This is a genomic window from Kitasatospora sp. NPDC004240, assembly GCF_053603215.1.
The window spans coordinates 1-20,230 of record NZ_JBSGFD010000159.1 but is presented as its reverse complement, the minus strand read 5'-3'; the positions used below and the strand labels follow the sequence as shown (position 1 = coordinate 20,230).

Annotated in this window: 19 protein-coding genes; 6 read left to right on the top strand and 13 right to left on the bottom strand. The window is 73.2% G+C overall.

Going from position 1 to position 20,230, the window contains the following annotated elements; genetic code table 11:
- Positions 1-139: 139 nt before the first annotated feature.
- The 7 genes from ACWEQL_RS31875 to ACWEQL_RS31845 all read right to left on the bottom strand — a co-directional run bounded on the left by ACWEQL_RS31875 (position 140) and on the right by ACWEQL_RS31845 (position 6,116).
- Complete coding sequence (locus ACWEQL_RS31875) at positions 140-2,068, bottom strand: outer membrane protein assembly factor BamB family protein (protein WP_452153836.1); 1,929 nt, start codon at positions 2,066-2,068, stop codon at positions 140-142.
- A 120-nt stretch (positions 2,069-2,188) separates the two neighbouring features.
- Positions 2,189-2,488 carry a 4a-hydroxytetrahydrobiopterin dehydratase gene (locus tag ACWEQL_RS31870; RefSeq protein ID WP_452153835.1) on the bottom strand — a complete coding sequence of 100 codons (300 nt, stop codon included), beginning with the start codon at positions 2,486-2,488 and terminating at the stop codon, positions 2,189-2,191.
- A 24-nt stretch (positions 2,489-2,512) separates the two neighbouring features.
- Positions 2,513-2,689 (bottom strand): DUF1272 domain-containing protein, encoded by a 177-nt coding sequence (locus tag ACWEQL_RS31865; protein ID WP_452153834.1) that lies wholly within the window; start codon positions 2,687-2,689, stop codon positions 2,513-2,515.
- Positions 2,690-2,784: 95 nt separating this feature from the next.
- The gene (locus ACWEQL_RS31860; RefSeq protein WP_452153833.1) at positions 2,785-3,543 is read right to left on the bottom strand and encodes a sulfite exporter TauE/SafE family protein; all 759 of its coding nucleotides are present in this window, start codon (positions 3,541-3,543) and stop codon (positions 2,785-2,787) included.
- Positions 3,544-3,746: 203 nt separating this feature from the next.
- Positions 3,747-4,781 carry an SPFH domain-containing protein gene (locus ACWEQL_RS31855; RefSeq protein WP_452153832.1) on the bottom strand — a complete coding sequence of 345 codons (1,035 nt, stop codon included), beginning with the start codon at positions 4,779-4,781 and terminating at the stop codon, positions 3,747-3,749.
- Between the two features lie 10 nt (positions 4,782-4,791).
- The gene (locus ACWEQL_RS31850) at positions 4,792-5,157 is read right to left on the bottom strand and encodes an NfeD family protein (RefSeq protein ID WP_452153837.1); all 366 of its coding nucleotides are present in this window, start codon (positions 5,155-5,157) and stop codon (positions 4,792-4,794) included.
- Between the two features lie 167 nt (positions 5,158-5,324).
- Entirely contained in the window at positions 5,325-6,116 is a 792-nt protein-coding gene (locus ACWEQL_RS31845) for an ABC transporter ATP-binding protein (protein ID WP_452153831.1), read from the bottom strand.
- Positions 6,117-6,263: 147 nt separating this feature from the next.
- Between ACWEQL_RS31845 and ACWEQL_RS31840 the strand changes: the two genes are divergently transcribed.
- Complete coding sequence (locus tag ACWEQL_RS31840; RefSeq protein ID WP_452153830.1) at positions 6,264-7,070, top strand: hypothetical protein; 807 nt, start codon at positions 6,264-6,266, stop codon at positions 7,068-7,070.
- Positions 7,071-7,088: 18 nt separating this feature from the next.
- On the opposite strand, the gene ACWEQL_RS31835 is transcribed toward ACWEQL_RS31840, so the two are convergent.
- The 3 genes from ACWEQL_RS31835 to ACWEQL_RS31825 form a co-directional block, all read right to left on the bottom strand.
- The gene (locus ACWEQL_RS31835) at positions 7,089-7,745 is read right to left on the bottom strand and encodes a response regulator (protein ID WP_452153829.1); all 657 of its coding nucleotides are present in this window, start codon (positions 7,743-7,745) and stop codon (positions 7,089-7,091) included.
- Positions 7,738-8,919, bottom strand: coding sequence for a GAF domain-containing sensor histidine kinase (locus tag ACWEQL_RS31830; RefSeq protein ID WP_452153828.1), 1,182 nt, complete (start codon positions 8,917-8,919; stop codon positions 7,738-7,740). Before ACWEQL_RS31830 ends, ACWEQL_RS31835 begins: the two co-directional genes overlap by 8 nt.
- Before the next feature lie 221 nt (positions 8,920-9,140).
- Positions 9,141-11,726, bottom strand: a complete 2,586-nt coding sequence (locus tag ACWEQL_RS31825) for an FHA domain-containing protein (protein ID WP_452153827.1) — start codon at positions 11,724-11,726, stop codon at positions 9,141-9,143.
- A 420-nt stretch (positions 11,727-12,146) separates the two neighbouring features.
- Between ACWEQL_RS31825 and serB the strand changes: the two genes are divergently transcribed.
- Positions 12,147-13,409 carry a phosphoserine phosphatase SerB gene (gene serB / locus ACWEQL_RS31820; RefSeq protein ID WP_452153826.1) on the top strand — a complete coding sequence of 421 codons (1,263 nt, stop codon included), beginning with the start codon at positions 12,147-12,149 and terminating at the stop codon, positions 13,407-13,409.
- 78 nt (positions 13,410-13,487) lie between these two features.
- Here serB and ACWEQL_RS31815 read toward each other — a convergent pair whose 3' ends face one another.
- Positions 13,488-14,015, bottom strand: a complete 528-nt coding sequence (locus ACWEQL_RS31815) for a SixA phosphatase family protein (RefSeq protein WP_452153825.1) — start codon at positions 14,013-14,015, stop codon at positions 13,488-13,490.
- Between the two features lie 209 nt (positions 14,016-14,224).
- Here ACWEQL_RS31815 and ACWEQL_RS31810 point away from each other — a divergent pair, with 209 nt between their 5' ends.
- From ACWEQL_RS31810 to ACWEQL_RS31800, 3 genes are read left to right on the top strand one after another with little or no spacing between them, the layout of a single operon-like run.
- Positions 14,225-14,530, top strand: coding sequence for a hypothetical protein (locus tag ACWEQL_RS31810; RefSeq protein ID WP_452153824.1), 306 nt, complete (start codon positions 14,225-14,227; stop codon positions 14,528-14,530).
- Between the two features lie 2 nt (positions 14,531-14,532).
- The gene (locus tag ACWEQL_RS31805; protein ID WP_452153823.1) at positions 14,533-16,647 is read left to right on the top strand and encodes a hypothetical protein; all 2,115 of its coding nucleotides are present in this window, start codon (positions 14,533-14,535) and stop codon (positions 16,645-16,647) included.
- Positions 16,644-17,750 carry a hypothetical protein gene (locus ACWEQL_RS31800; protein ID WP_452153822.1) on the top strand — a complete coding sequence of 369 codons (1,107 nt, stop codon included), beginning with the start codon at positions 16,644-16,646 and terminating at the stop codon, positions 17,748-17,750. The genes ACWEQL_RS31805 and ACWEQL_RS31800 overlap by 4 nt, the downstream gene beginning before the upstream one ends.
- 65 nt (positions 17,751-17,815) lie before the next feature.
- Here the strand turns inward: ACWEQL_RS31800 and ACWEQL_RS31795 are convergent, their stop codons facing one another.
- A complete protein-coding gene (locus ACWEQL_RS31795; RefSeq protein ID WP_452153821.1) occupies positions 17,816-17,938 on the bottom strand; it encodes an SGM_5486 family transporter-associated protein in 123 nt (40 codons plus the stop codon).
- 119 nt (positions 17,939-18,057) lie between these two features.
- On the bottom strand, positions 18,058-19,350 hold the full coding sequence (locus ACWEQL_RS31790) for a CynX/NimT family MFS transporter (RefSeq protein ID WP_452153820.1): 1,293 nt from the start codon (positions 19,348-19,350) through the stop codon (positions 18,058-18,060).
- A 103-nt stretch (positions 19,351-19,453) separates the two neighbouring features.
- Between ACWEQL_RS31790 and ACWEQL_RS31785 the strand changes: the two genes are divergently transcribed.
- Positions 19,454-20,125: a FadR/GntR family transcriptional regulator gene (locus ACWEQL_RS31785; RefSeq protein ID WP_452153819.1), complete on the top strand. Its 672-nt coding sequence runs from the start codon at positions 19,454-19,456 to the stop codon at positions 20,123-20,125.
- Positions 20,126-20,230 lie beyond the last annotated feature (105 nt).

Genomic DNA, 20,230 nt, shown 5'->3' with positions numbered 1-20,230 from the left:
CTTCGGTCGTCACAACCCGAATGCTGGACACCCTTCCTGCGTGTCCGGAGCAGAACCAGCAAAGCCAGCCGACTTCGGAACTACTCGTCTAGGCCGGGCCGGCCCGGTCCGTCGTCGACGGCCGCGTCGGCCGCCGGGCTCAGCCCTGCGCCTGGAAGGCCGCCGCTATCCCGAAGTTCGCCGAGTGGACCGGGATCGCCACCACCTTGCCGCCACCGGTGAGTACCCGGCCGGCCAGCAGCAGTGAGCCGGTGCCCTGGGGGAAGTTGCCGCCGACGGTCTCCTTGCCGTCGGCCAGCGCGATCCGGCTGAGGTGCGCGGGCTGCTCGGTGCGCTCGTCGGCGGCCAGCAGCAGCCCGGCCCCGTCCAGGCCCACGGCCCGGACCCCGCCCTTCTCGCCGACCGCGGTCCGCCAGCGCTGCTTGCCGCTGTCCAGGTCGTAACCGGTCACCGAGAGCGGCCCGTTGCCGCCGGGCGGGGCGAGGGTGGTGACCATCGTCCGTTCCTGGAAGAACACGCCGGGGGTGGCCGAGAAGCTGCCGTGCGCGACGTCCAGACGGGTGCCGTCCTCGGTGCCGACCGGGATCTCGGCGGCCGGGTCGCCGGTGGTCCCCCAGGCGAAGACCCGGTCGTCGCCGGGCTTCTCGCCGGTGGTGAGCACCACGGCGGGCTCGGCCGACAGCACGGTGACGGTCTTCGGCTGGTTGTTCAGGCCGCGCCACCAGGCGACCGTGCCGTCCGCGACGTGCAGCGAGACGGCCTGGTCGGCGGGGGTGGAGTCGGCGCAGGTGCTGGCCACCATGACGGTCTTGCCGCTGACCCCGCCGGAGAGGGTGCAGAACTTGCCCTGCCCGGTGTACTGCCAGATGTCCTTGCCGTCGGCGGCCGCCCAGGCCACCACGTGGTCGTCGCCGACGGCGATGACCTTGTCCTCGGTGACGCCCACGCGGGCCGAGTAGCCGCCCTTGGTCTCGGAGAGCGGCTTGGTCCAGGCGGTCTTGCCGGTCTTGGTGTCGACCGCGACGACCAGGCTGCACGGGGCCTTCGGGTCGGCCTGCGGACGGAACAGGGCCGCGCCCAGTCCGGACGGGCCGACGCTCGGCGAGAGCCCGCAGGGCACGGCGCCGGGTGCCGGGGGCTCGACCGCCCAGACGGGCTTGCCGTCGGCCAGGTCGTAGGCCCGCACGCCGGTGCTGTCGGCGCGGACCACCGCGCTCTCCAGCAGCCAGCCGCCGACCAGGGTGTCGTCCGCGCCCGGTGGCAGGGCCTCGGCGGGCTGCGCGGCCCAGGCCTTGGCGTGCGCCACGTTGAATTTGGCCGAGCCGCCGCCGGCCTCCGTCCCGGAGGTCGCCCCGCCCTCGCCGCCGACCGTCAGGCCGGCCGCGATCAGGACGCCGAGCGCGGCGACCCCGGCGCCGGCCCGGACGGCCAGCGTGCGGCGGCTGGGGGCGTGCTCGGCCGAGACCACGGCCTCGGCGGCCGCCCGGGCCTTGGCGGCGAGGCCGGACCGGGCCTCACCCTCCCGCCGGGCCGCCGCCCCCGCGGGCGCGACGGGCACCGGGTCGGGTACGGGCTCCGGTTCGGGCTCCGGCCGTACCGGGGCCCCGGCCACCACATAGCCGTCCGCCGAGTACTCGGCGTCCGCCGGGGCGTAGAGCTGCTCGGCGGGCGCCGGCTGCCGGACGACGTACGGGGTGTACTGCTGCTCCTGGTCGGGCTGTCCGGACGGCCAGTACGGCTGCTGGTGGGCGCCGTCGGCGTAGCCGGTCGGCCCGGCCGGGCCGGTCTCCCACTGCTGCTGCCCGTACTGGCCGCCGTACTGTTCGCCGGCCTGCGGGTACGGCTGGTACTGCCCGTACTGGCCCTGCTGGTACGGCTGCTGGGCGTACTGCCCGCCGTACTGCTGCTGTCCGTGCTGCTGCTGCCCGTACTGGTCGTACGACCCGGGCTGCCGGTACCCGCCCTGCTGCGCGTGCCCGTCGCCGTACCGGCCGTCGTACTGCTCGTCGTACTGCTGCTGCGGGTACCAGGCCTGCTGCTGGTCGGGGCCGAGGGGGTCCTGAGCCATCCGTGTCGTCCCTCCCGGCCGTCTGCGGTGCGGCTGACAGCATCTCACGCCGCCCCGCCCACCCGGAGTGCCCGGTTCCGCGGCTCCCGCGGCGGCCCGGGAGCCGCCCCGGAGCGGGCCTCAGCCGGCGGACTCGGCGCGCAGGGCCTCGTCGATCCGCCCGGCGAGGGCCAGGTCCAGACCGGTGAGGCCGCCGGCGCTGTGGGTGGAGAGGACGAAGCGCAGGGTGCGCCAGCGGATGTCGATGTCGGGGTGGTGGTTCATCGCCTCGGCGGCCTCGGCCACGGCGGTGACCACCCGGATCCCGGACGGGAAGTCGGGGGCGTCGGCCGTGCGGACGATGGAGTCGCCCTCGCGCGTCCAGTCCGGCAGGGCGCCCAGCCCGGCGGTGATCTCGTCCTCGGTGAGCCGTTCCCTCATCGCTCCGCTCCCAACTGCCGGGTGTCAGCCCGTTCGGCGCGGACGGGCCACCGGTTCGCCGCCGCGGTCGGGGCGGACGGCGGCCGTCGCCGCGGTGCACTCCGGGTGGAAGGTGCACGCGTAGGAGCATAGGAAGGCCGGGCCGTCCGCGGTCGGCGACACCGCACAGCGCCCGCAGATCTTCCGCGTCCCCAGGGCCATCCGGGCTCTCCTCGCCCGATCGGCGGGTCCGTTCGTCGGACCGTCGGTCGATCGGTGCGCCGGATCACCGGCCTGCGGCGCCGGCGCCGGGCGGGTCAGTCGGTGAGCAGCTTGACGACCGCCGCCAGGCCGACGACCACGATGACCGCCCGCAGCACCGTCGGGGAGAGCCGGCGGCCGACCTTGGCGCCGACCAGGCCGCCGACGAGCGACCCGACGGCGATCAGCCCGGCCGCCGCCCAGTCGACGGTCGAGGTGAAGAGGAAGAACACGGCGGCGACGCCGTTGACGATCATCGCCAGGGCGTTCTTCACCCCGTTGATCCGCTGGAGGTCGTCCTGGAGCATCATCCCCATCAGCGCCAGCAGCAGCACGCCCTGGGCGGCCCCGAAGTACCCGCCGTAGACGCCGGTCAGGAAGATGCCGACAAGCAGCAGCACCCCGCCGTGCGGATCGCCGTCGGGGCGGCGGCGGGCGGCGACCGCCCTGGCCACCCGCGGCTGGATCACCACCAGCACCAGCGCGAGCAGGATCAGCACCGGGACGATCGCGTCGAAGGCGCTGCTGGGCAGCTTGATCAGCAGGTACGCGCCGAGCAGGCCGCCGAGCAGCGAGGCGGTGCCGAAGCGGGCCAGGCGCCGGCCCTGCCCGGCCAGCTCCCGGCGGTAGCCGATCACGCCGCTGGCCGAACCGGGCACCAGGCCGAAGGAGTTGGAGACGTTGGCGGTGACCGGCGGCAGTCCCACGGCGAGCAGCACGGGGAAGGTGATCAGGGTCCCGGAGCCGACGATCACATTGATCATTCCGGCACCGACCCCCGCCACCAGGACGGCGACCATCTCCCAGACCGTCATGTGTCACCTCTCGTGTACGTCCTGTCCGGGGCGATCATGCCGGACGCGGCGGGGCCGCTTCCAGGGCGGTCCGGAATTCGGGACGTACGACACATCGTCCGGAAGGACGCCCGAGGGCCCGCCCCGTGCGGTACGGGGCGGGCCCTCGGGCGGAGCCGCGCGGTCGGCGCCGTGGTCCGGCCCCCACCGCGGGACGCGGCGGCCTACTCGGGGTCGATCTTGCGGTACTCCCGCGAGGGGTCGACCCGGGGACGCGCGGCGCCCTTGGCGTCGGTGTCCAGCGGGCGCGGGCCGCCCGTCGGGTCGATCGGGACCTGGGTGGCCGCCGGGGCGCTGGGGGCCGCCGCCGCACCGCCGTTGACGCCGCCGGCCAGGCCGGTGAAGGCACCGCCGAGGCCCTTGAGCGCGTCGCCGACCTCGCTGGGGATGATCCAGAGCTTGTTGGAGTCACCCTTGGCCAGCTCGGGCAGCGTCTGCAGGTACTGGTAGGCGAGCAGCTTCTGGTCGGCGTCGCCCTGGTGGATCGCCTCGAAGACGGTGCGGATCGCGGCCGCCTCACCGTCCGCGCGCAGCACCGCGGCCTGGGCCTCACCCTCGGCCTTGAGCACCTCGGCCTGCTTCTCACCCTCGGCGCGCAGGATCTGGGCCTGCCGGGCGCCCTCGGCGGTGAGGATCGCGGCGCGCTTGTCGCGGTCGGCGCGCATCTGCTTCTCCATCGAGTCCTGGATGGAGGTCGGCGGCTCGATCGCCTTCAGCTCGACGCGGTTGACGCGGATGCCCCACTTGCCGGTGGCCTCGTCCAGCACGCCGCGCAGCCCGGCGTTGATCACCTCGCGCGAGGTCAGCGTGGACTCCAGGTCCATCGAGCCGATGATGTTGCGCAGGGTGGTGACGGTGAGCTGCTCGATGGCCTGGATGTAGCTGGCGACCTCGTAGGTGGCGGCCCGGGCGTCGGTGACCTGGTAGTAGATGACGGTGTCGATGTTGACGACCAGGTTGTCCTGGGTGATCACCGGCTGCGGCGGGAACGGGACGACCTGCTCGCGCAGGTCGATGCGGTTGCGGACGCGGTCGATGAACGGGACGACGATGTTCAGGCCCGCGTTGAGCGTCCGGGTGTAGCGGCCGAAGCGCTCCACGATCGCGGCGCTGGCCTGTGGGATGACCTGGATCGTCTTGATCAGCGCGATGAAGGCCACCACGACCAGGACGACCAGGACGATAAGGACGGGTTCCACGGACTCTCCCCTAGACGACCAGGGCGGTCGCGCCCTGGATTTCGACGACGTCGACCTGCTGCCCGGGCTGGTAGACCTGGCCCGGGTGGAGCGCACGGGCCGACCAGATCTCGCCGTTGAGCTTGATCCGGCCGCCCTCCCCGTCGACGGTTTCCGCGACGACCGCGGTGGCACCTGTCAGCGCCTCGATGCCCATCTTGATCTGCGGGCCCTTCTTGAGCTCCCGGTAGGCGATCGGGCGCACCACGACCAGCAGCGCCACCGACACACCGACGAACACCAGGAACTGCCAGACCACGCCGGCGCCCAGCCCCGCGACCCCGGCGGCGGCCAGCGCGCCCACCGCGAACATGGCGAATTCGGGCATCGCGGTCATGACCAGCGGTATGCCCAGGCCGACGGCGGCCAGGAGCCACCAGATCCAGCTGTCCACGTGTCCATCCTAGGGAGCGAAGGGCCTTCGAGGCGGACAGTTCCCGCAGGTGGAGGGGCGGAAACCGGTCGCGCGTGCGACCGGTTCCCGGAGCGGGCGCGGGCGGGGGCTCAGCCCAGCGGCAGACCCTGCGCCGACCAGCGGTCGCCGTGGCGCTCCAGGGTCAGCGGCAGGCCGAAGCAGAGCGAGAGGTTGCGCGCGGTCAGCTCGGTGTCGATCGGGCCGGCGACGAGCACCTTGCCCTGACGGATCATCAGGACGTGGGTGAAGCCGGGGGCGATCTCCTCGACGTGGTGGGTGACCATGGCCATGGCCGGCGCGAACTCGTCCTGGGCCAGGGCGCCGAGGCGGCGGACCAGGTCCTCGCGGCCGCCGAGGTCGAGGCCGGCGGCCGGCTCGTCGAGCAGCAGCAGCTCGGGGTCGGTCATCAGCGCGCGGGCGATCAGGGTGCGCTTGCGCTCGCCCTCGGAGAGCGTGCCGAACTTGCGGGCGGTGAGGGCGGACATGCCGAGCCGGTCGAGCAGCGCGAGCGCGCGGGACTCGTCGGCGTTCTCGTACTGCTCCTGCCAACTGACCGTCATGCCGTACGCGGCGGTGAGCACCGTCTGCAGCACGGTCTGCTCGGCGGGGAGCTTGTCGAACATCGCGGCGCCGGCCAGGCCGATCCGCGAGCGCAGCTCGAAGACGTCGACCTCGCCGAGCTTCTCGCCCAGGACGGTGACCTTGCCGGCGGTCGGGAAGAGGTAGGTGGAGGCGATCTGCAGCAGGGTGGTCTTGCCGGCGCCGTTGGGGCCGAGGATGACCCAGCGCTCACCCTCCGAGATGGACCACGAGACCTGGTCGACCAGCGCGCGCTCCTCCCGGACCACGGATACGTCCACCAGCTCCAGCACGTCGCTCATGCCTACGCCTTCCCCAATACAGAAATACGGCCGTCGGTGCGGGCGGGCAGCCTACCCCGGTGGCCGGTGGGCACGGGACGGGTGCGCCGCACACGCATGGGCAAACCTACGCCACGCGGATGGCGGCTCATTCCGTAGGCTGGCCGGATGCTCGTCACACCTGCCGACAATCCGTACGAAGAGCCCCGTTCGGGACGGCTCACCGCCTGGGGCAACGCCCTGCTGGCCGGTGCGGTGCCGCCCGACAACGCCGCCGAGGCGGTCCTCGGGGTCGACGAGAGCCACCGGGTGACCGGTCTGCCCGGCGACGGGCCGGGCGAGCAGCACGGGCTCACCTGGGCGCTGGGACGGCTCCGGGTGCTGGGGGTGAAGGGGCTGCGGCTGGCCCTCCCGGGCCCCGGGCACCCGCTGGGCCTGACCGGCCCGGCGGCGTTCAACGAACGCGCCATGGGGGCCGGGGAGGCGGTCCTGGCGGTCGGGGTGCCGCTGGGGCTGGTGCCGGAGGTGGAGGTGTTCGGCCCAGCCGGGGACCGCTCGGCCACCGTGCTGTGGCGCTGCTCCGAGGTGAACGACACCCCGCCGGCCGACGTCCCCTCGCTGCACGAGGCCGAGCGCGAGCTGGCGGACGGGCTGCGCGAGGCGACCGTGCTGCTGACCCGGCTGGACGTCGCGGGCGCCGGCCCGGAGACCGTACGGGCGCTGGAGGCGTACCGCCGGCGCGGGCACAGCGAGCTGCTGGCCCCCGGCTACCCGCCGCGCGCGGTGCGGGTGCTGGAGTCGGCCCGGCAGGTGGCCGCGCTGCTGTCGATCGCCTCCGGCGGCCACGGCGCGGCGGTCAGCGCCTCCGAGATGGCGGCCCGCCGGGAGGTGCTCGCCCCGCTGTGGCGCACGGCCCGCCGGGCCCAGGTGGCGGCGTACAACGCGCTGGTCGACGAGCGGGACGACCGGCCGTAGGTCCCGGGGCGGGGCCGGCTAGGACGGGCGGGCCTCGCCGTGCCGGACGGCCCAGAGCGCGGCCTGGGTGCGGTCGGCGAGGTCCAGCTTCATCAGGATGTTGGAGACGTGCGTCTTCACCGTCTTCTCCGACAGGTGCAGGGCGCGGGCGATCTCCCGGTTGGAGCGGCCGTCGGCGATGTGCCCGAGCACCTCGCGCTCCCGTTCGGTGAGGGTGCCGCCGCGGCCCTGGGGGGCGCGCGGGGCGTCGTCGGCGAGCAGCGCCTCGGCGAGCTCGGGCTGCAGCAGCACGTGCCCGGCGTGCACCGAGCGGATCGCGCCGGCCAGCGCCTCCGGGTCGACGTCCTTGTAGACGTACCCGGCGGCGCCGGCCCGCAGCGCGGGGACCATCGTGCGGTGCTCGGTGAAGCTGGTGACGATCAGGATGCGGGCCCGGCTGCCCTCGCCCTTGAGGGTGCGCAGCGCCTCGATGCCGTCCACACCGGGCATCTTGAGGTCCATCAGGACGACGTCGGGGTCGAGCGCGCGGGCCCGCTCGACGCCCTCCCCACCGTCCGCGGCCTCGCCGACCACCTCGATGTCGTCCTGCACCTCCAGGAAGGTGCGCAGGCCGCGGCGGACCACCTGGTGGTCGTCGACCAGCAGGACGCGGATCGGTGACGTGGTGTCAGGCACCGGGGACCTCCATCTCGACGACCGTCCCCCTGCCGGGGGCCGAGTCCAGGGTGAGCGTGCCGCCGACGGCGGCGGCGCGGTCGCGCATCGAGGCCAGGCCGAGGTGACGGCCGGCCCGGCGGACGGATTCGGGGTCGAAGCCCCGGCCGTCGTCGGTGACCCGCAGCAGGGCGCCGCGCGCGGGCGTGCCGGCCAGGCTGACGTCCACCCGGCGGGCGCCGGAGTGGCGCAGCGCGTTGTGCAGGGCCTCCTGGGCGACCCGCAGCAGGGCGGACTCCTGGGCGGGCGGCAGGGCGCGCACGCCGTCCGCGGCGAAGACCACGTCGGCGGTGTGGGCACGGTCGAGCACCTGCACCTGGGAGGCGAGGGTGGCGCTGAGGCCGTCCTCCTCCAGGGCGGCGGGACGCAGTTCGACGACGACGGCGCGCAGTTCGTCGGCGGCCTCGGCGGCGAGCTTGGCGACCTCGGCGAGTTCGGCGCGGGCCCGGGCGGGGTCGCGTTCGACGAGCTTGGCGGCGGCCTTGGCGGTGAGGCGCAGCGAGAACAGCTTCTGGGCGACGGCGTCGTGCAGGTCGTGGGCGATCCGGGCGCGCTCACCGGCCAGGGTCAGCTCGCGGCTGCGCTCGTACAGGCGGGCGTTGGAGAGGGCGAGGGCGGCGTGGGCGGCGAGGATCCGCAGCAGTTCCTCGTCGCGGTCGGTGAAGCCGCCGCCGTCGCGCTTGTTCGCCAGGAAGATGACGCCCATGACCTGCGGTTCGTCCTCGGCGGCGTCGGTGTCGAGGACGGGCATGCCGAGGAAGGCCCCCATGTCGGGGTGGGCGGGGGGCCAGCCGCCGAAGGAGGGTGCCCGGCGGACGTCGGCGAGCCGGGTCGGGCCGGTCTCGTGGAGCATCTCGGCGAGGACGCCGTGCTGGCGGGGCAGCGGGCCGATGGCCTTCCACTGCTCGTCGCTGACGCCGTCGACGACGAACTGGGCGAAGCCGCCGTGGTCGTCCGGCACGCCGAGGGCCGCGTACTCGGCGCCGAGCAGTTCGCGGGCGGAGGCGGTGATCCGGCGCAGGACCTCGCGGACCTCCAGGTGCCGGCTCATCGCGAGCAGCGCCTGGCTGACGGCTTCGATGCCGCTGAGGCAGGGGTCGCAGGCGGGGCTCGGTCCGCCGGGCGCGGTGGGCATACCGCCAACCTACCGCCGGGCCCGGGGAGGCCGCGTCCGTCCGGGGGCGTGGGGGTCCCGGGTCCGCGGTCCTAGGCCGGAGGGCCCGGGGACCCGGCCGCCGGGCCGGGCCGAGAGGCCGCGGGAACGCGGGAACGCGGGAACGCGGAAGGGGCGGACCGCGCCGGCGGGTGCCGGGCGGGCCGCCCCTTCCGGGGTGCCTCGGGACGTGGTGCGGGCGGTCAGCCCTTCTGCATGACGTCCGGCTCGTGGCGCTTCTGCAGGCGGGTGACGAGGAAGCCGAGGCCCACCGAGAGCAGGATCAGCATGAACCAGTCGAGCAGCAGCTGGCCGACGTTGTGGCCCCAGATGGCGTCGAAGACCGGCGCCTGCGGGTTCTGGTTCCACGGACCCATGACGTGCGAGAGGTCGAGCGTCGTGGCGACGCCGCCGACGCCCCAGCGGGACGGCATCAGCCAGGCGAACTGCTCCAGGCCCGGCTTGTCGAACAGCTGGAAGAGGCAGCCGGTGAAGACGACCTGCACGATGGCGAACATGACCAGCAGCGGCATGGTCTTCTCGGCGGTCTTCACCAGGGCGGAGATGACCAGACCGAACATCATCGAGACGAAGCTGAGCAGGATCATGCTGATGGTCATCTCGGCGACCGGCGAGTTCGAGAGGATCAGGCCCTGCTCGGGGAGCTTGCGCGGCAGGAAGCCGACCATCGAGATGATCGTGCCCTGCACCACGCTGAAGAAGCCCAGCACGATGATCTTGGACATCATGTACGCCGAGCGGGACAGGCCGGTGGCCCGTTCCCGTTCGTAGATCGCCCGTTCCTTGATCAACTCTCGGACCGAGTTGGCCGCCCCGGAGAAACAGGCCCCGATCGCCATGATCAGCAGGATCGTCGCGGCCCCGCTGTTGTAGCCGGGCTTGCCGTTGGCCAGCGTCTTGTAGATGAAGCCCGCGCTGTTGGGGATCACCATGCTGACGCCGCCGATGATGGCCGGCAGCAGGATGGAGAGCGCCATGAAGCCCTTGTCGGAGGCGATCACCGACAGGTAGCGGCGGATCAGCGTCCACAGCTGCGAGCCCCAGCTCTGCGGCTTGGGCGGGCGGACCGCCTCCTGGACGATCTGGGCGGACTGCGCCGCCACCGAGTCCACGTCCGCGGAGTACTGCTGGTAGTGCACCGAACCGCGGTAACGGCCGGCCCAGTCGTGGTCCGGGTAGTTCTCGAAGGCCTGGAAGACATCGGCCCAGGTCTCGTACCCGAAGAAGTGCAGCGCCTCGTCCGGCGGGCCGAAGTAGGCCACCGAACCGCCCGGCGCCATCACCAGCAGCCGGTCGCAGAGCGCGAGTTCGGCCACCGAGTGGGTGACGACCAGGATGGTGCGGCCGTCGTCGGCGAGGCCGCGCAGCATCTGCATGACCTCGCGGTCCATGCCCGGGTCGAGGCCCGAGGTGGGCTCGTCCAGGAAGATCAGCGACGGCTTGGTGAGCAGCTCGAGGGCGACCGAGACGCGCTTCTGCTGGCCGCCGGAGAGCGCGGTGATGCGGTTGTCGGCGCGCTTGTCCAGGCGCAGCTCGTACAGCACCTCGTCGATCCGGCGCTCGCGCTCGGCGGGTTCGGTGTCGCCGGGGAAGCGCAGCCGGGCCGCGTACTTGAGGCCGCTGCGGACGGTGAGCTCCTTGTGCAGGATCTCCGACTGCGGGACCAGGCCGATGCGCGAGCGCAGCTCGGCGAACTGGGTGTAGAGGTTGCGGCCGTCGTACAGCACGTCGCCGCGGTCGGCCGGGCGGTAGCCGGTGAGGGCGCGCAGCAGGGTCGACTTGCCGGAGCCGGACGGGCCGATGACCGCGACCAGGGACTTCTCCGGCACGCCGAAGCTGACGTCGTTCAGCAGGATCTTCTTGGCGCCCTTGTGCTCGACCTCGACGGTCAGGTGGCGGGCGGAGAAGGAGACCGCGCCGGTGTCGACGAACTCCTGCAGCTGGTCGCCGACCAGGACGAAGCTGGAGTGGCCGACGGTCAGCCGGTCCTGCTCGCCCATCAGCTGGCGCTGGACGGGCTGGCCGTTGAGGAAGATGCCGTTGTGGCTGCCGAGGTCGACGATCTCGTAGCGGCCGTCCGGCAGCTGGCGCAGCTCGGCGTGGTGGCGGGAGACCTGGAGGTCGGAGACCACGATGTCGTTGTCGAGCGCGCGACCGATCCGCACGGTCCGCATACCGGCCGTCAGGTTGCGGATCATCGTGGGCTGCGGGCCGCCGCCGACCGGCTGCGGGAAGCCCTGCGGCTGGGGCGCCGGCGGCTGCTGCTGGGGGAAGCCCTGCTGCTGCGGGAACGGCGGAGGCTGCTGCGGCCCGCCCCACTGCTGCTGCTGCGGGAACGGCTGCTGCGCCGGCGGCGCCTGGAACGGCGGCTGCTGCTGGACGGGCGGCTGCTGGTTCCACGGCTGCTGCGCGGGGTTGGCGCTGCGGCTGGTCGCGGCCTCGTGCCAGGCGGGAGCCGGAGCGGCGGCGGCCTGGGCGGGCGCGGAGAAGCTCAGCCGGGGGCCGTTCTCGGCGTTGCCCAGGTTGACCACCGCACCGGGGAACAGCTGGGCCTGCTGGGTGCGGCCGCCCCCGGCGTACGTGCCGTTGGTGCTGCCGTGGTCGTCCAGCTGCCAGCCCGCCCCGTTGAACGAGATGGTGGCGTGGTGCCAGGAGACCCTGGCGTCGTCGAACGGGAAGTCCGACTGCGGGTTGCGCCCGATGGTGTAGGACCGCCCCGGTTCCAAGGTCCGCTGCTGCCCGTTGATATCAATGACGAGTTGCGGCACTTCTCGCCTGCCCCGCTCTCTCGGTCCCCCGATTTTGGCCCCCGTCGGGGGTGCGATGATCGTGTGTCTGACGGGGGGAATCATTCCAGCCCGCCGCCCGTGGACGAAAGTCGCCCCCGCGCACTGTGACCGGGCGGCAACGAACCCGGGGCCGTGCGCGTACGGTCCTGCCGCGGGGCCCGGCACGGCGCCCGCCCACGACCCGCCGCCCGGCCCGGCGCGCCCCCCTCTGCGGCCCACCGCCCGACCCACCGCCCGACCCACCGCCCGGCCCACCGCCCGGCCCACCGCCCGGCACGGGGTGTGCGCCCGGCGTACGCCCGCTGAGGGGTCCGGCGCGCGGGTGGCCGCGCGCGCCCGTCCGTCTCGTGAGACGGGTGCCGTGGTGAGGCCCGCGGGCCCGGTAGCGTGGGAGTCACCATGAACGCATCGCCCCCGGCCGCTGAGGCCCTCCCCGCCCCGCAGCCCCGGACCGAGGACGAGCGGACGCTGCTCGTCAAGGTGTTCGGCAAGGACCGCCCCGGCATCACCGCCGGCCTCTTCGCCACGCTGGCCGACTTCGGCGTCGACGTGATCGACATCGAGCAGGTGGTGACCCGTGGCCGGATAACGCTGTGCGCCCTGGTCACCCCGCCCTCCGGCGGCTCGCCCGGCGCCGAGGGCGCGCTGCGGGCCACCGTGCACCGCTGGGCCGACGACCTCAAACTGCAGGCCGAGATCATCTCCGGCACCGGCGACAACCGGCCGCGCCGCGAGGGCCGCTCGCACGTCACCGTGCTGGGCCACCCGCTGACCGCCTCCGCGGTGGCCGCGCTGACCTCCCGGATCACCGCCGCCGACGGCAACATCGACCGGGTCTTCCGCCTCGCCAAGTACCCGGTCACCGCGGTCGAGCTGGCGGTCTCCGGCGTCGCCACCGAGCAGCTGCGCGCCGAGCTCTCCCAGGAGGCGGCCGCCCAGCGCGTCGACATCGCGGTGGTCGCGGCCGGGCTGGAGCGCCGGGCCAAGCGCCTGGTGGTGATGGACGTCGACTCCACGCTGATCCAGGACGAGGTGATCGAGCTCTTCGCCGCGCACGCCGGCTGCGAGGCCGAGGTCGCCGAGGTGACCGCCCAGGCGATGCGGGGCGAACTGGACTTCGCCGAGTCGCTGCGCGCCCGGGTGGCGCTGCTCGCGGGGCTGGACGCGGCGGTCACCGAGAAGGTGCGCGCGGAGGTCCGCTTCACGCCGGGGGCGCGCACCCTGATCCGTACGCTGCAGCGGCTCGGCTTCCAGGTGGCGATCGTCTCCGGCGGCTTCACCCAGGTGACCGACCACCTGGTGGAGCAGCTCGGACTGGACTTCGCGGCGGCCAACACCCTGGAGGTGGTGGACGGGCGGTTCACCGGCCGGGTGGTCGGCGAGATCGTCGACCGGGCGGGCAAGGCCCGCTGGCTGGCCCGCTTCGCCGAGCAGGCGAAGGTGCCGCTGGAGCAGACGGTGGCGATCGGCGACGGCGCCAACGACCTGGACATGCTGAACGCGGCCGGGCTCGGCGTGGCCTTCAACGCCAAGCCGGTCGTCCGGGAGGCCGCCGACACCGCGGTGAACGTGCCGTTCCTGGACACCGTGCTGTACCTGCTGGGGATCACCCGCGAGGAGGTCGAGGCGGCGGACGCCGTGGACGGCACGCCGACCGAGTAGCGGCCCGCCGGCACCGCCCGGGACGGTACGCCGAAGGGGCGCGAGGAGTCGATCCTCGCGCCCCTTCGGCGTACCGTCTCAGTCCTGCGGCGTCCAGTAGGAGACCAGGGACGCCACGCCCGGCTCGACGAGCTTCCAGGAGCCGCTGAAGCTCAGCACGGCGACGCCGGCGGTCGGGAAGCCCCCCAGCCGCAGCCGCTCCAGCGCCTCGCGGTCGCCCTCGTCACCGGCCAGCACCTGGGTCAGCCCGAGCACGCCCGGGTTGTGGCCGACCAGCACCACGTCCGCGTACTCCTCCGGGGTCTCCTGGAGCACCGTGATGATCTCGCCGGGGCTGGCCTCGTACACCCGGTCCTCGTACACGGTCCTGCGGGTCCGCTTGGGCAGCTCGTGCGCGGCGAGCTTCCAGGTCTCCCGGGTGCGCAGGGCGGTCGAGCAGAGCACGTAGTCGGGGTTGATCCCGGAGTCGGCCATCCAGCGGCCGGCCTCCGGCGCCTGGTGGCGGCCCCGATCGGCCAGCGGCCGCTCGTGGTCGTCGACGCCGTTCGGCCAGTCGGCCTTGGCGTGGCGGAGAACGATGATCCTGCGGGGCGTGTCGGCGCTCATACCCAGCAAGCTTGGCAGAAAAGCCGCTTCGGGGCGCGATGCCCACCGATCCCGTCACCCTCCGGAGGGTCCCCCGGGAGGTCCACCCCGGGGTTCGAGAGGTCTAGACCCAAAGACGATTCCCCCACGAACGCCCCCGTGCTAGCGTCCCTGCCGTCGTCACGCGTAGCGGACGATCGACAAAGCGTGAGCAGATCCGGGGGGATTTGATGGCAGGCCCGAACACCCAGGTGTCGACCGGCGCACTCGACAGAGCCGCCACCGCACTGGACGGCATAGCAGGCGACAGCACGGCGGCCGGCAGGTCCGCCGACGACCCCACCAACGCCGCCGCCGGGGGTCTCGGCAACTGGGAGACCGCCACCGCGCTGCGCGCCGCGCTCGTCGAGTGGCACGAGCAGGTCAGTACGCTCAACGGCCGCCTCAACCAGGAGGCCGGCATGATGCGGCAGACCCACACCAATTACCTCAACGTCGAGCACGGCGTCGCCACCTCGTTCACCCGGGGGGCCTGAGCATGCTCGGCTACGAGGACGTCCTCCACGCGAACCCGGCCGGGCTGGCCACCGCCGCCACCGCCTGGACGGCGATGGCCCAGAAGTACGAGGCCGTCCAGCAGCGGCTGCAGAACGAGGTGCTGTCGGTCACCGGCAACCCCGGCCTCTGGCAGGGCGCCACGGCGACCAGCGCCCACGCACACGTCAGCGCGACCAGGCAGCAGGCCGTCGACGCCCAGACCGAGGCGAGGGCACTCGCCTCGATCCTCACCGACGCCCACAGCGACTTCGAGACGGCGCAGAAGAAGCTGAAGGCCACCGTCGAGGACGCGGCCAAGGACGGCATGAAGGTCTCCGCCATCGGCGTGGTCTCCTTCGATCCGTACACCCTGGACCCGGCCGCCCGGAACTCGTACCGCCCGGGCGGGGAGGGCGAGGAGGCCCGGGTCCAGGCGTGGGCCCAGAAGATCAAGGTCTACCTGGAGGAGGCCACCGCCGCCGACCAGCGCGCCGCCCTCGGCCTGCGCCGCGCCGCGAAGGTCGGCGACACCGCCAACACCTTCAACGGCCAGGCCCTCGCCGGCGGCGACGCGGCCGACGGCGCCCGGGCCGCCGAACTCGCCAAGAAACTCAAGGACCTGGGCGAGCTGAGCCCCGCCGAACTCGCCGAGCTCAACAACCTGATGAAGGCCAACTCCGGCAACCCGGAGTACGGCCGGACGCTGCTCACCTCGCTCGGCCCCCAGGGCACCATCCTGCTGGCCGACGAACTCGAACGGCTGATCGCCGAACGCGGCGGCACCAACAAGAACGAGTACAGCGAGCTGCGCACCAACCTCGCCAACACGGTCGCCGGCGCCACCCGCGACCCGAGCACGCAGTTCTACCAGGACTTCCGCAAGGGCCTGCAGGAGGTCGGCACCAAGAACCTCGACGCGATCCGCCCCGGCGGCGCACCGGGGGGCGGGCTCGGCTACCAGACCCTCACCGGCCTGCTTCGCCAGGGCAACGCCGGGTACGGCAAGGAGTTCCTGGTCGACATCGGCGCCGACATCCTCGCGGCGGACAAGGAGATCCCCGGGCGCTGGGCCCGGCAGGGCAGCGGCATCCCGTCGGGCGCCGACGCCGACCCGGTGGACGGCATCCTCGGGCTCATGGGCCAGAACCCCGCAGCCGCCACCGCCTTCCTCGACCCGAAGGCACCCGGCGCCGAGGAGCGCCTCAAGTACCTGCTCACCGAACGCGAGGGCACCGTCGTGCTCCCCGGCGGCTACGCCGGCCTCGGCGCCGCCGTCGAGGCCGCCACCACCGGCGACCCCGTCGGCACCGTGCACAAGGGCGGCCCGCACACCCCTGAACAGGCTCGCGTCATGCAGGGCACCATCAACGCCTTCTTCGACGGCAAGGAGGCCGTCGAAGTACCCGAGAGCCTCCGCGTACCGCTGGCGGGGGCCCTCACCGACTTCGTGGACGACACCCACAGCGTCCTGGGCGCGACCCCGGGCTGGAAGGAGGAGACGGCCGGCGCGGACAAGGGCCACCTCGAAGCCGACAAACAGCCACTCATCCACTTCATGCGTGGTCTCTCCGAAGAACCCGAGGCATTCGCCATGCTGTACACCGCCGAGCACCACAAGGCCGCGCAACTCCTCAGCGGACTGTCGGCCGACCCGAACCCGACCTTCGCCGGCGACCGGCACAATCTGGCCGTGTCCGTGGGCACCGCACTGGGCACCCTCGAAAGCATCGAGGCCGATGTCATCCTCGACACGAGGGACGACCGCAAGGAATGGGCCAAGGAGACCAGTGAGCGGATCTCCCTGGGCAGCAGCCTCAGTGTCGGGTACGTCCCGGTCCTCGGAGACCTTGCCGACACCCTCGTGAACGAAAGTGTCAGCAAGTGGCATGACAACGCTGACAAGGAGGCCGAGAAAACGGCGAATCAGACGGTGGCCTCCCGGTACGTGCTGCACACCGACCAGAACGCTGCAATGGTCGGAGCCTGGGCCCGAGCCCACGGGGTCGGCACCGGCGACTCCGTGGCCGGTAACATCGCAACGGATCTGGCTCTGAGCCGGGCCGCGGGCTCCTCCGCCGCTGAAACGATCCTCGGCCGGAACAAGTCCTCCGGATGATCCGCACCCAACGCCGGCGTACCCGGCGCATCCTGCTGATCGGCGTCCCGGTCCTCGCGCTGCTCCTGGGCCTCGGCGGCTACGCCACCTGGAACTACACCAACCTGTTCACCCCCGACCGCCTCTGCGACGGCGCCGTCGCCACCGCCGACGTACAGAAGGTCCTGGGTCCGGGGCGGTTGACGTCCGAGGGCAGCGAGCTGCCCACCGACCGCACGAAGGCCAAGGCCGAATGCACCGTCTCGGCTCGGAGGTTCGGCGAGGACCCCGTCCATCTCAAACTGAGAACACACTTGAGCAGCGACCCACGCGGCGGCCGTATAACCCCCTTCTGGGTCCATCCCGCGATGTCCCAGCCCGACAGGGGACCGGTCGGCGCCTTCGGCAACCACACGGGCTGGCTGCTGATGCCCCCCGGCTGCAAGGTCCAGCCGGGATTCCAGGTCTCGAAGGCCGTGTCCTACCGGGATGCCGACGCAGTGGCGGTGAACGTGATCCGGCCCGGTATCGACATCAGGAGCGACCCGGGCATCACCGCCAGCGAGCAGGCCGATCCCGAGATCCGCTCGGCCCTTGCCCGGTTGACGGCCGACTACGCCTCGGCCATCGCCCGCTCCTCCGCCTGCGGGCCCACCGACGCCGTCGACACCCATCTCTCCCCCGCAGGACAGCCGGCGCAGAAGGTCGCCGCGGACCAGGTGTGCGGCATCCCGGGGCTGCGTCTGCCCTTCCCGAACGGGACGGAATCCACAATGCTCCAGCAGGTCTCCGCTCCGGGCGCGCCGATCTGGTTCTGCCGGCTGAGCACGGCCGTCGACGCCAAGCCGTCCCTGGAGTTCGTCGCCTCGTTCGACCCCCGGTTCCAGGCACTCATGGAATCCGCGTGGCTGAAGGAGCCGCCGCCCGCCGGTTGGCGAGGCACCGGCCGGACCGTCACCGGAGGCCCCGTGTTGGCGCCCTGCGGGAACGGCAACCTCCACCTGGAGGTGAACGGCACCCTGGGCATCCCCGTCCCCGTGGAGATGCCCATGGAGAAGATCCTCGGGGCCTTCGCCAATGCCAAGGCCGCCGAGCACGGCTGCGAGCCGATCGCCCCGAGGTAGCCCACATCGGCCTGTAGACGCGACTGCCCGGCGCCCCGTCCGCGAGGGGCGGCGGGCGCCGGGGGTCATCCGAAGTTGCCGGCCACGCTGGCGACGATGGCCAGCAGCACCACGATGCCGGCGATGACGGCGGCGAGCTGGCCGAGCTTCTTGCGGCCGTCCTGGGGGTTCGGGTCGAGTACGGGCATGACCGGCATTCTCGCACCCCGAAAGCCCGAACCGGGCACCGCCCCCACAGCGGTGCCCGGCCGGATCCCCCCTCCGCCGTACGGGCCCACTCCCGTACGGCCGTCCTCGGCGCGGCCGCTCAGGCGGCCGCGGTGACCGGACGCCGGGCCTCGTCCTCGATGTGCCGGGCCCGGGCCGCCCGCAGGCCGACCAGCATCTGCGGGACCAGCAGCAGAGCGAGGAAGCCCAGCGGCAGGTACCACTCGCCGGTGGCCTGGTACATCCGGCCGATCAGGATCGGGCCGGGGATGGAGATCAGGTAGCCCACGCCCTGGGCGAAGGCGGAGAGCTGGGCGACGCCGCCGGTGGTGCGGGCGCGCAGCCCGATCATGGTCAGCACCAGCGGGAAGGCGCAGTTGGAGAGGCCCACCAGCACCGCCCACAGCCAGGGCGCCCCGGCCGGGGAGAGCATCAGCCCGGTGTAGCCGGCGATCCCGAACGACGCCAGGACCACCACGAACAGCCGCTGGTCGCCGCGGCGGGCCGCCAGGTTCGGCAGCACGAAGGAGACCGGCACGCTGACCACCATGGTGACCGCCAGCAGCACCCCGGAGCCGCTCTCCGAGATCCCCGCGTCCTGGAAGATCGTCGGCAGCCAGCCCATCACCACGTACGCGCCGGTGGCCTGCAGCCCGAAGAAGCAGGCGAGCGCCCAGGCGGTACGGCTGCGGGTGATCGGCAGCCGCTCGACGGCCTGGCCGCCGGCCGCTTGGCCCCGCTCGCGCCGCAGCAGCGCGACGGAGGCCCAGAGCACCAGGGCCACCGCCCCGAGCACCGCCCAGACACCCAGGCCGACCCGCCAGTCGCCGCCGAGCGCGCTGGTCAGCGGGACGGTGACGGCGGCGGCCAGCGAGGTGCCGGCCGACAGGGCCATCGAGTACAGGCCGATCATCGGGCCGACCCGCTCCGGGAAGTACCGCTTGATCACCACCGGGATCAGCACGTTGGCGACCGCCACCCCGGCCAGCGCGACCGCGGTCAGCAGCAGGAAGACCGCGGTGCCGCCGGCGAAGGAGCGGGCCAGGACGCCCAGGGTGATGGCGCCCATCCCGGCGGCGACCACCACGACCGGGCCGAGCCGGCGGGCCAGCGCGGGCGCGGCGAAGCCGAAGACCGCGAAGCAGAACGAGGGGACGGCGGTGAGCAGCCCGGCCACCGTGGGGTTCATCCCGAGGTCGGCGCGGACCTGGTCGAGCAGCGGGCCGAGGCTGGTGACCGCGGGCCGGAGGTTGAAGGCGGCGGCGGCGATCGCGACGGCGAACAGCCAGCCGAGGTACGTGCTGCTGCGGGCTTCGGCGGGCCGCCCGGTGTGCGGCGCGGGCCGGTCGTCCGTCCGCTCCGCCCTGGTGGTGGTGTCTGCTGCGGGTGACATGGGAGTCATCATAGAATGATGGGATGAATTAGCGCACCTTTGAATTGGCATGATGTCCCGACCCACCCGTTGAAGCCCCCGACCGAAGCCGCAAGGAGTCCCCGTGGCGCTGTCCTCGCCGAGGCGCACCCCGCTGTCCGACCAGGTGATCGCGCAGCTGCGCGCCCAGATCACCTCCGGCGAGTGGCCCGTCGGCTCGCGCATCCCGACCGAGGCCGCCCTCGTCGAACAGCTCGGGGTCGCCCGCAACACCGTCCGCGAGGCCGTCCGCGCGCTCGCCCACAACGGACTGCTCGACATCCGCCAGGGCTCCGGCACGTACGTCCTCGCCACCAGCGAACTGGCCGGGGTGATGCACCGCCGGTTCGCCGACGCCGACCAGTCCCAGGTCGCCGAGCTGCGGGTGGCCCTGGAGACCTTCGCGGCCGGCCGCGCCGCCACCCGCCGCACCGACCGGGACCTCGAACTCCTGGAGTCCGCCCTCGGCCGCCGCGAGGACGCCTGGCGCTCCGGCGACGCCGAGGACTTCGTCCAGGCCGACGCCGCCTTCCACCAGGCCGTCGTGGCCGCCTGCCACAACGACGTCCTCGCCGCCGTCTACGCCGACCTCGGCGAGGTCACCCGCGCCCACCTGCGCCACGACGTCGGCCCCGAGCTCATCGCCGACCGCTACCTCGGCCACGACGAGATCCTCACCGCCATCCGCGCCGGCGACGCCCCCCGCGCCTCCCGCGAGGCCGGCCGCGCCATCGGCGTCTGCACCCCCGACGCCTGACCCCCGCCCCCGGGGGGGGCGGGCCCGGGGGGGCGGCGGCCGGGGGGGGGGGGTCGGCGCTGTAGGCGACTGAGGGGTCAACCGCGCGCGTCACTCGTGCGGAGG

Excerpts from the sequence above, each read along its gene's own strand:
- ACWEQL_RS31875 (WP_452153836.1), bottom strand. The coding sequence starts at position 2,068 with ATGGCTCAGGACCCCCTCGGCCCCGACCAGCAGCAGGCCTGGTACCCG.
- ACWEQL_RS31870 (WP_452153835.1), bottom strand. The coding sequence starts at position 2,488 with ATGAGGGAACGGCTCACCGAGGACGAGATCACCGCCGGGCTGGGCGCC.
- ACWEQL_RS31865 (WP_452153834.1), bottom strand. The coding sequence starts at position 2,689 with ATGGCCCTGGGGACGCGGAAGATCTGCGGGCGCTGTGCGGTGTCGCCG.
- ACWEQL_RS31860 (WP_452153833.1), bottom strand. The coding sequence starts at position 3,543 with ATGACGGTCTGGGAGATGGTCGCCGTCCTGGTGGCGGGGGTCGGTGCC.
- ACWEQL_RS31850 (WP_452153837.1), bottom strand. The coding sequence starts at position 5,157 with ATGACCGCGATGCCCGAATTCGCCATGTTCGCGGTGGGCGCGCTGGCC.
- ACWEQL_RS31845 (WP_452153831.1), bottom strand. The coding sequence starts at position 6,116 with ATGAGCGACGTGCTGGAGCTGGTGGACGTATCCGTGGTCCGGGAGGAG.
- ACWEQL_RS31840 (WP_452153830.1), top strand. The coding sequence starts at position 6,264 with ATGCTCGTCACACCTGCCGACAATCCGTACGAAGAGCCCCGTTCGGGA.
- ACWEQL_RS31830 (WP_452153828.1), bottom strand. The coding sequence starts at position 8,919 with ATGCCCACCGCGCCCGGCGGACCGAGCCCCGCCTGCGACCCCTGCCTC.
- serB (WP_452153826.1), top strand. The coding sequence starts at position 12,147 with ATGAACGCATCGCCCCCGGCCGCTGAGGCCCTCCCCGCCCCGCAGCCC.
- ACWEQL_RS31815 (WP_452153825.1), bottom strand. The coding sequence starts at position 14,015 with ATGAGCGCCGACACGCCCCGCAGGATCATCGTTCTCCGCCACGCCAAG.
- ACWEQL_RS31810 (WP_452153824.1), top strand. The coding sequence starts at position 14,225 with ATGGCAGGCCCGAACACCCAGGTGTCGACCGGCGCACTCGACAGAGCC.
- ACWEQL_RS31805 (WP_452153823.1), top strand. The coding sequence starts at position 14,533 with ATGCTCGGCTACGAGGACGTCCTCCACGCGAACCCGGCCGGGCTGGCC.
- ACWEQL_RS31800 (WP_452153822.1), top strand. The coding sequence starts at position 16,644 with ATGATCCGCACCCAACGCCGGCGTACCCGGCGCATCCTGCTGATCGGC.
- ACWEQL_RS31795 (WP_452153821.1), bottom strand. The coding sequence starts at position 17,938 with ATGCCCGTACTCGACCCGAACCCCCAGGACGGCCGCAAGAAGCTCGGC.
- ACWEQL_RS31790 (WP_452153820.1), bottom strand. The coding sequence starts at position 19,350 with ATGTCACCCGCAGCAGACACCACCACCAGGGCGGAGCGGACGGACGAC.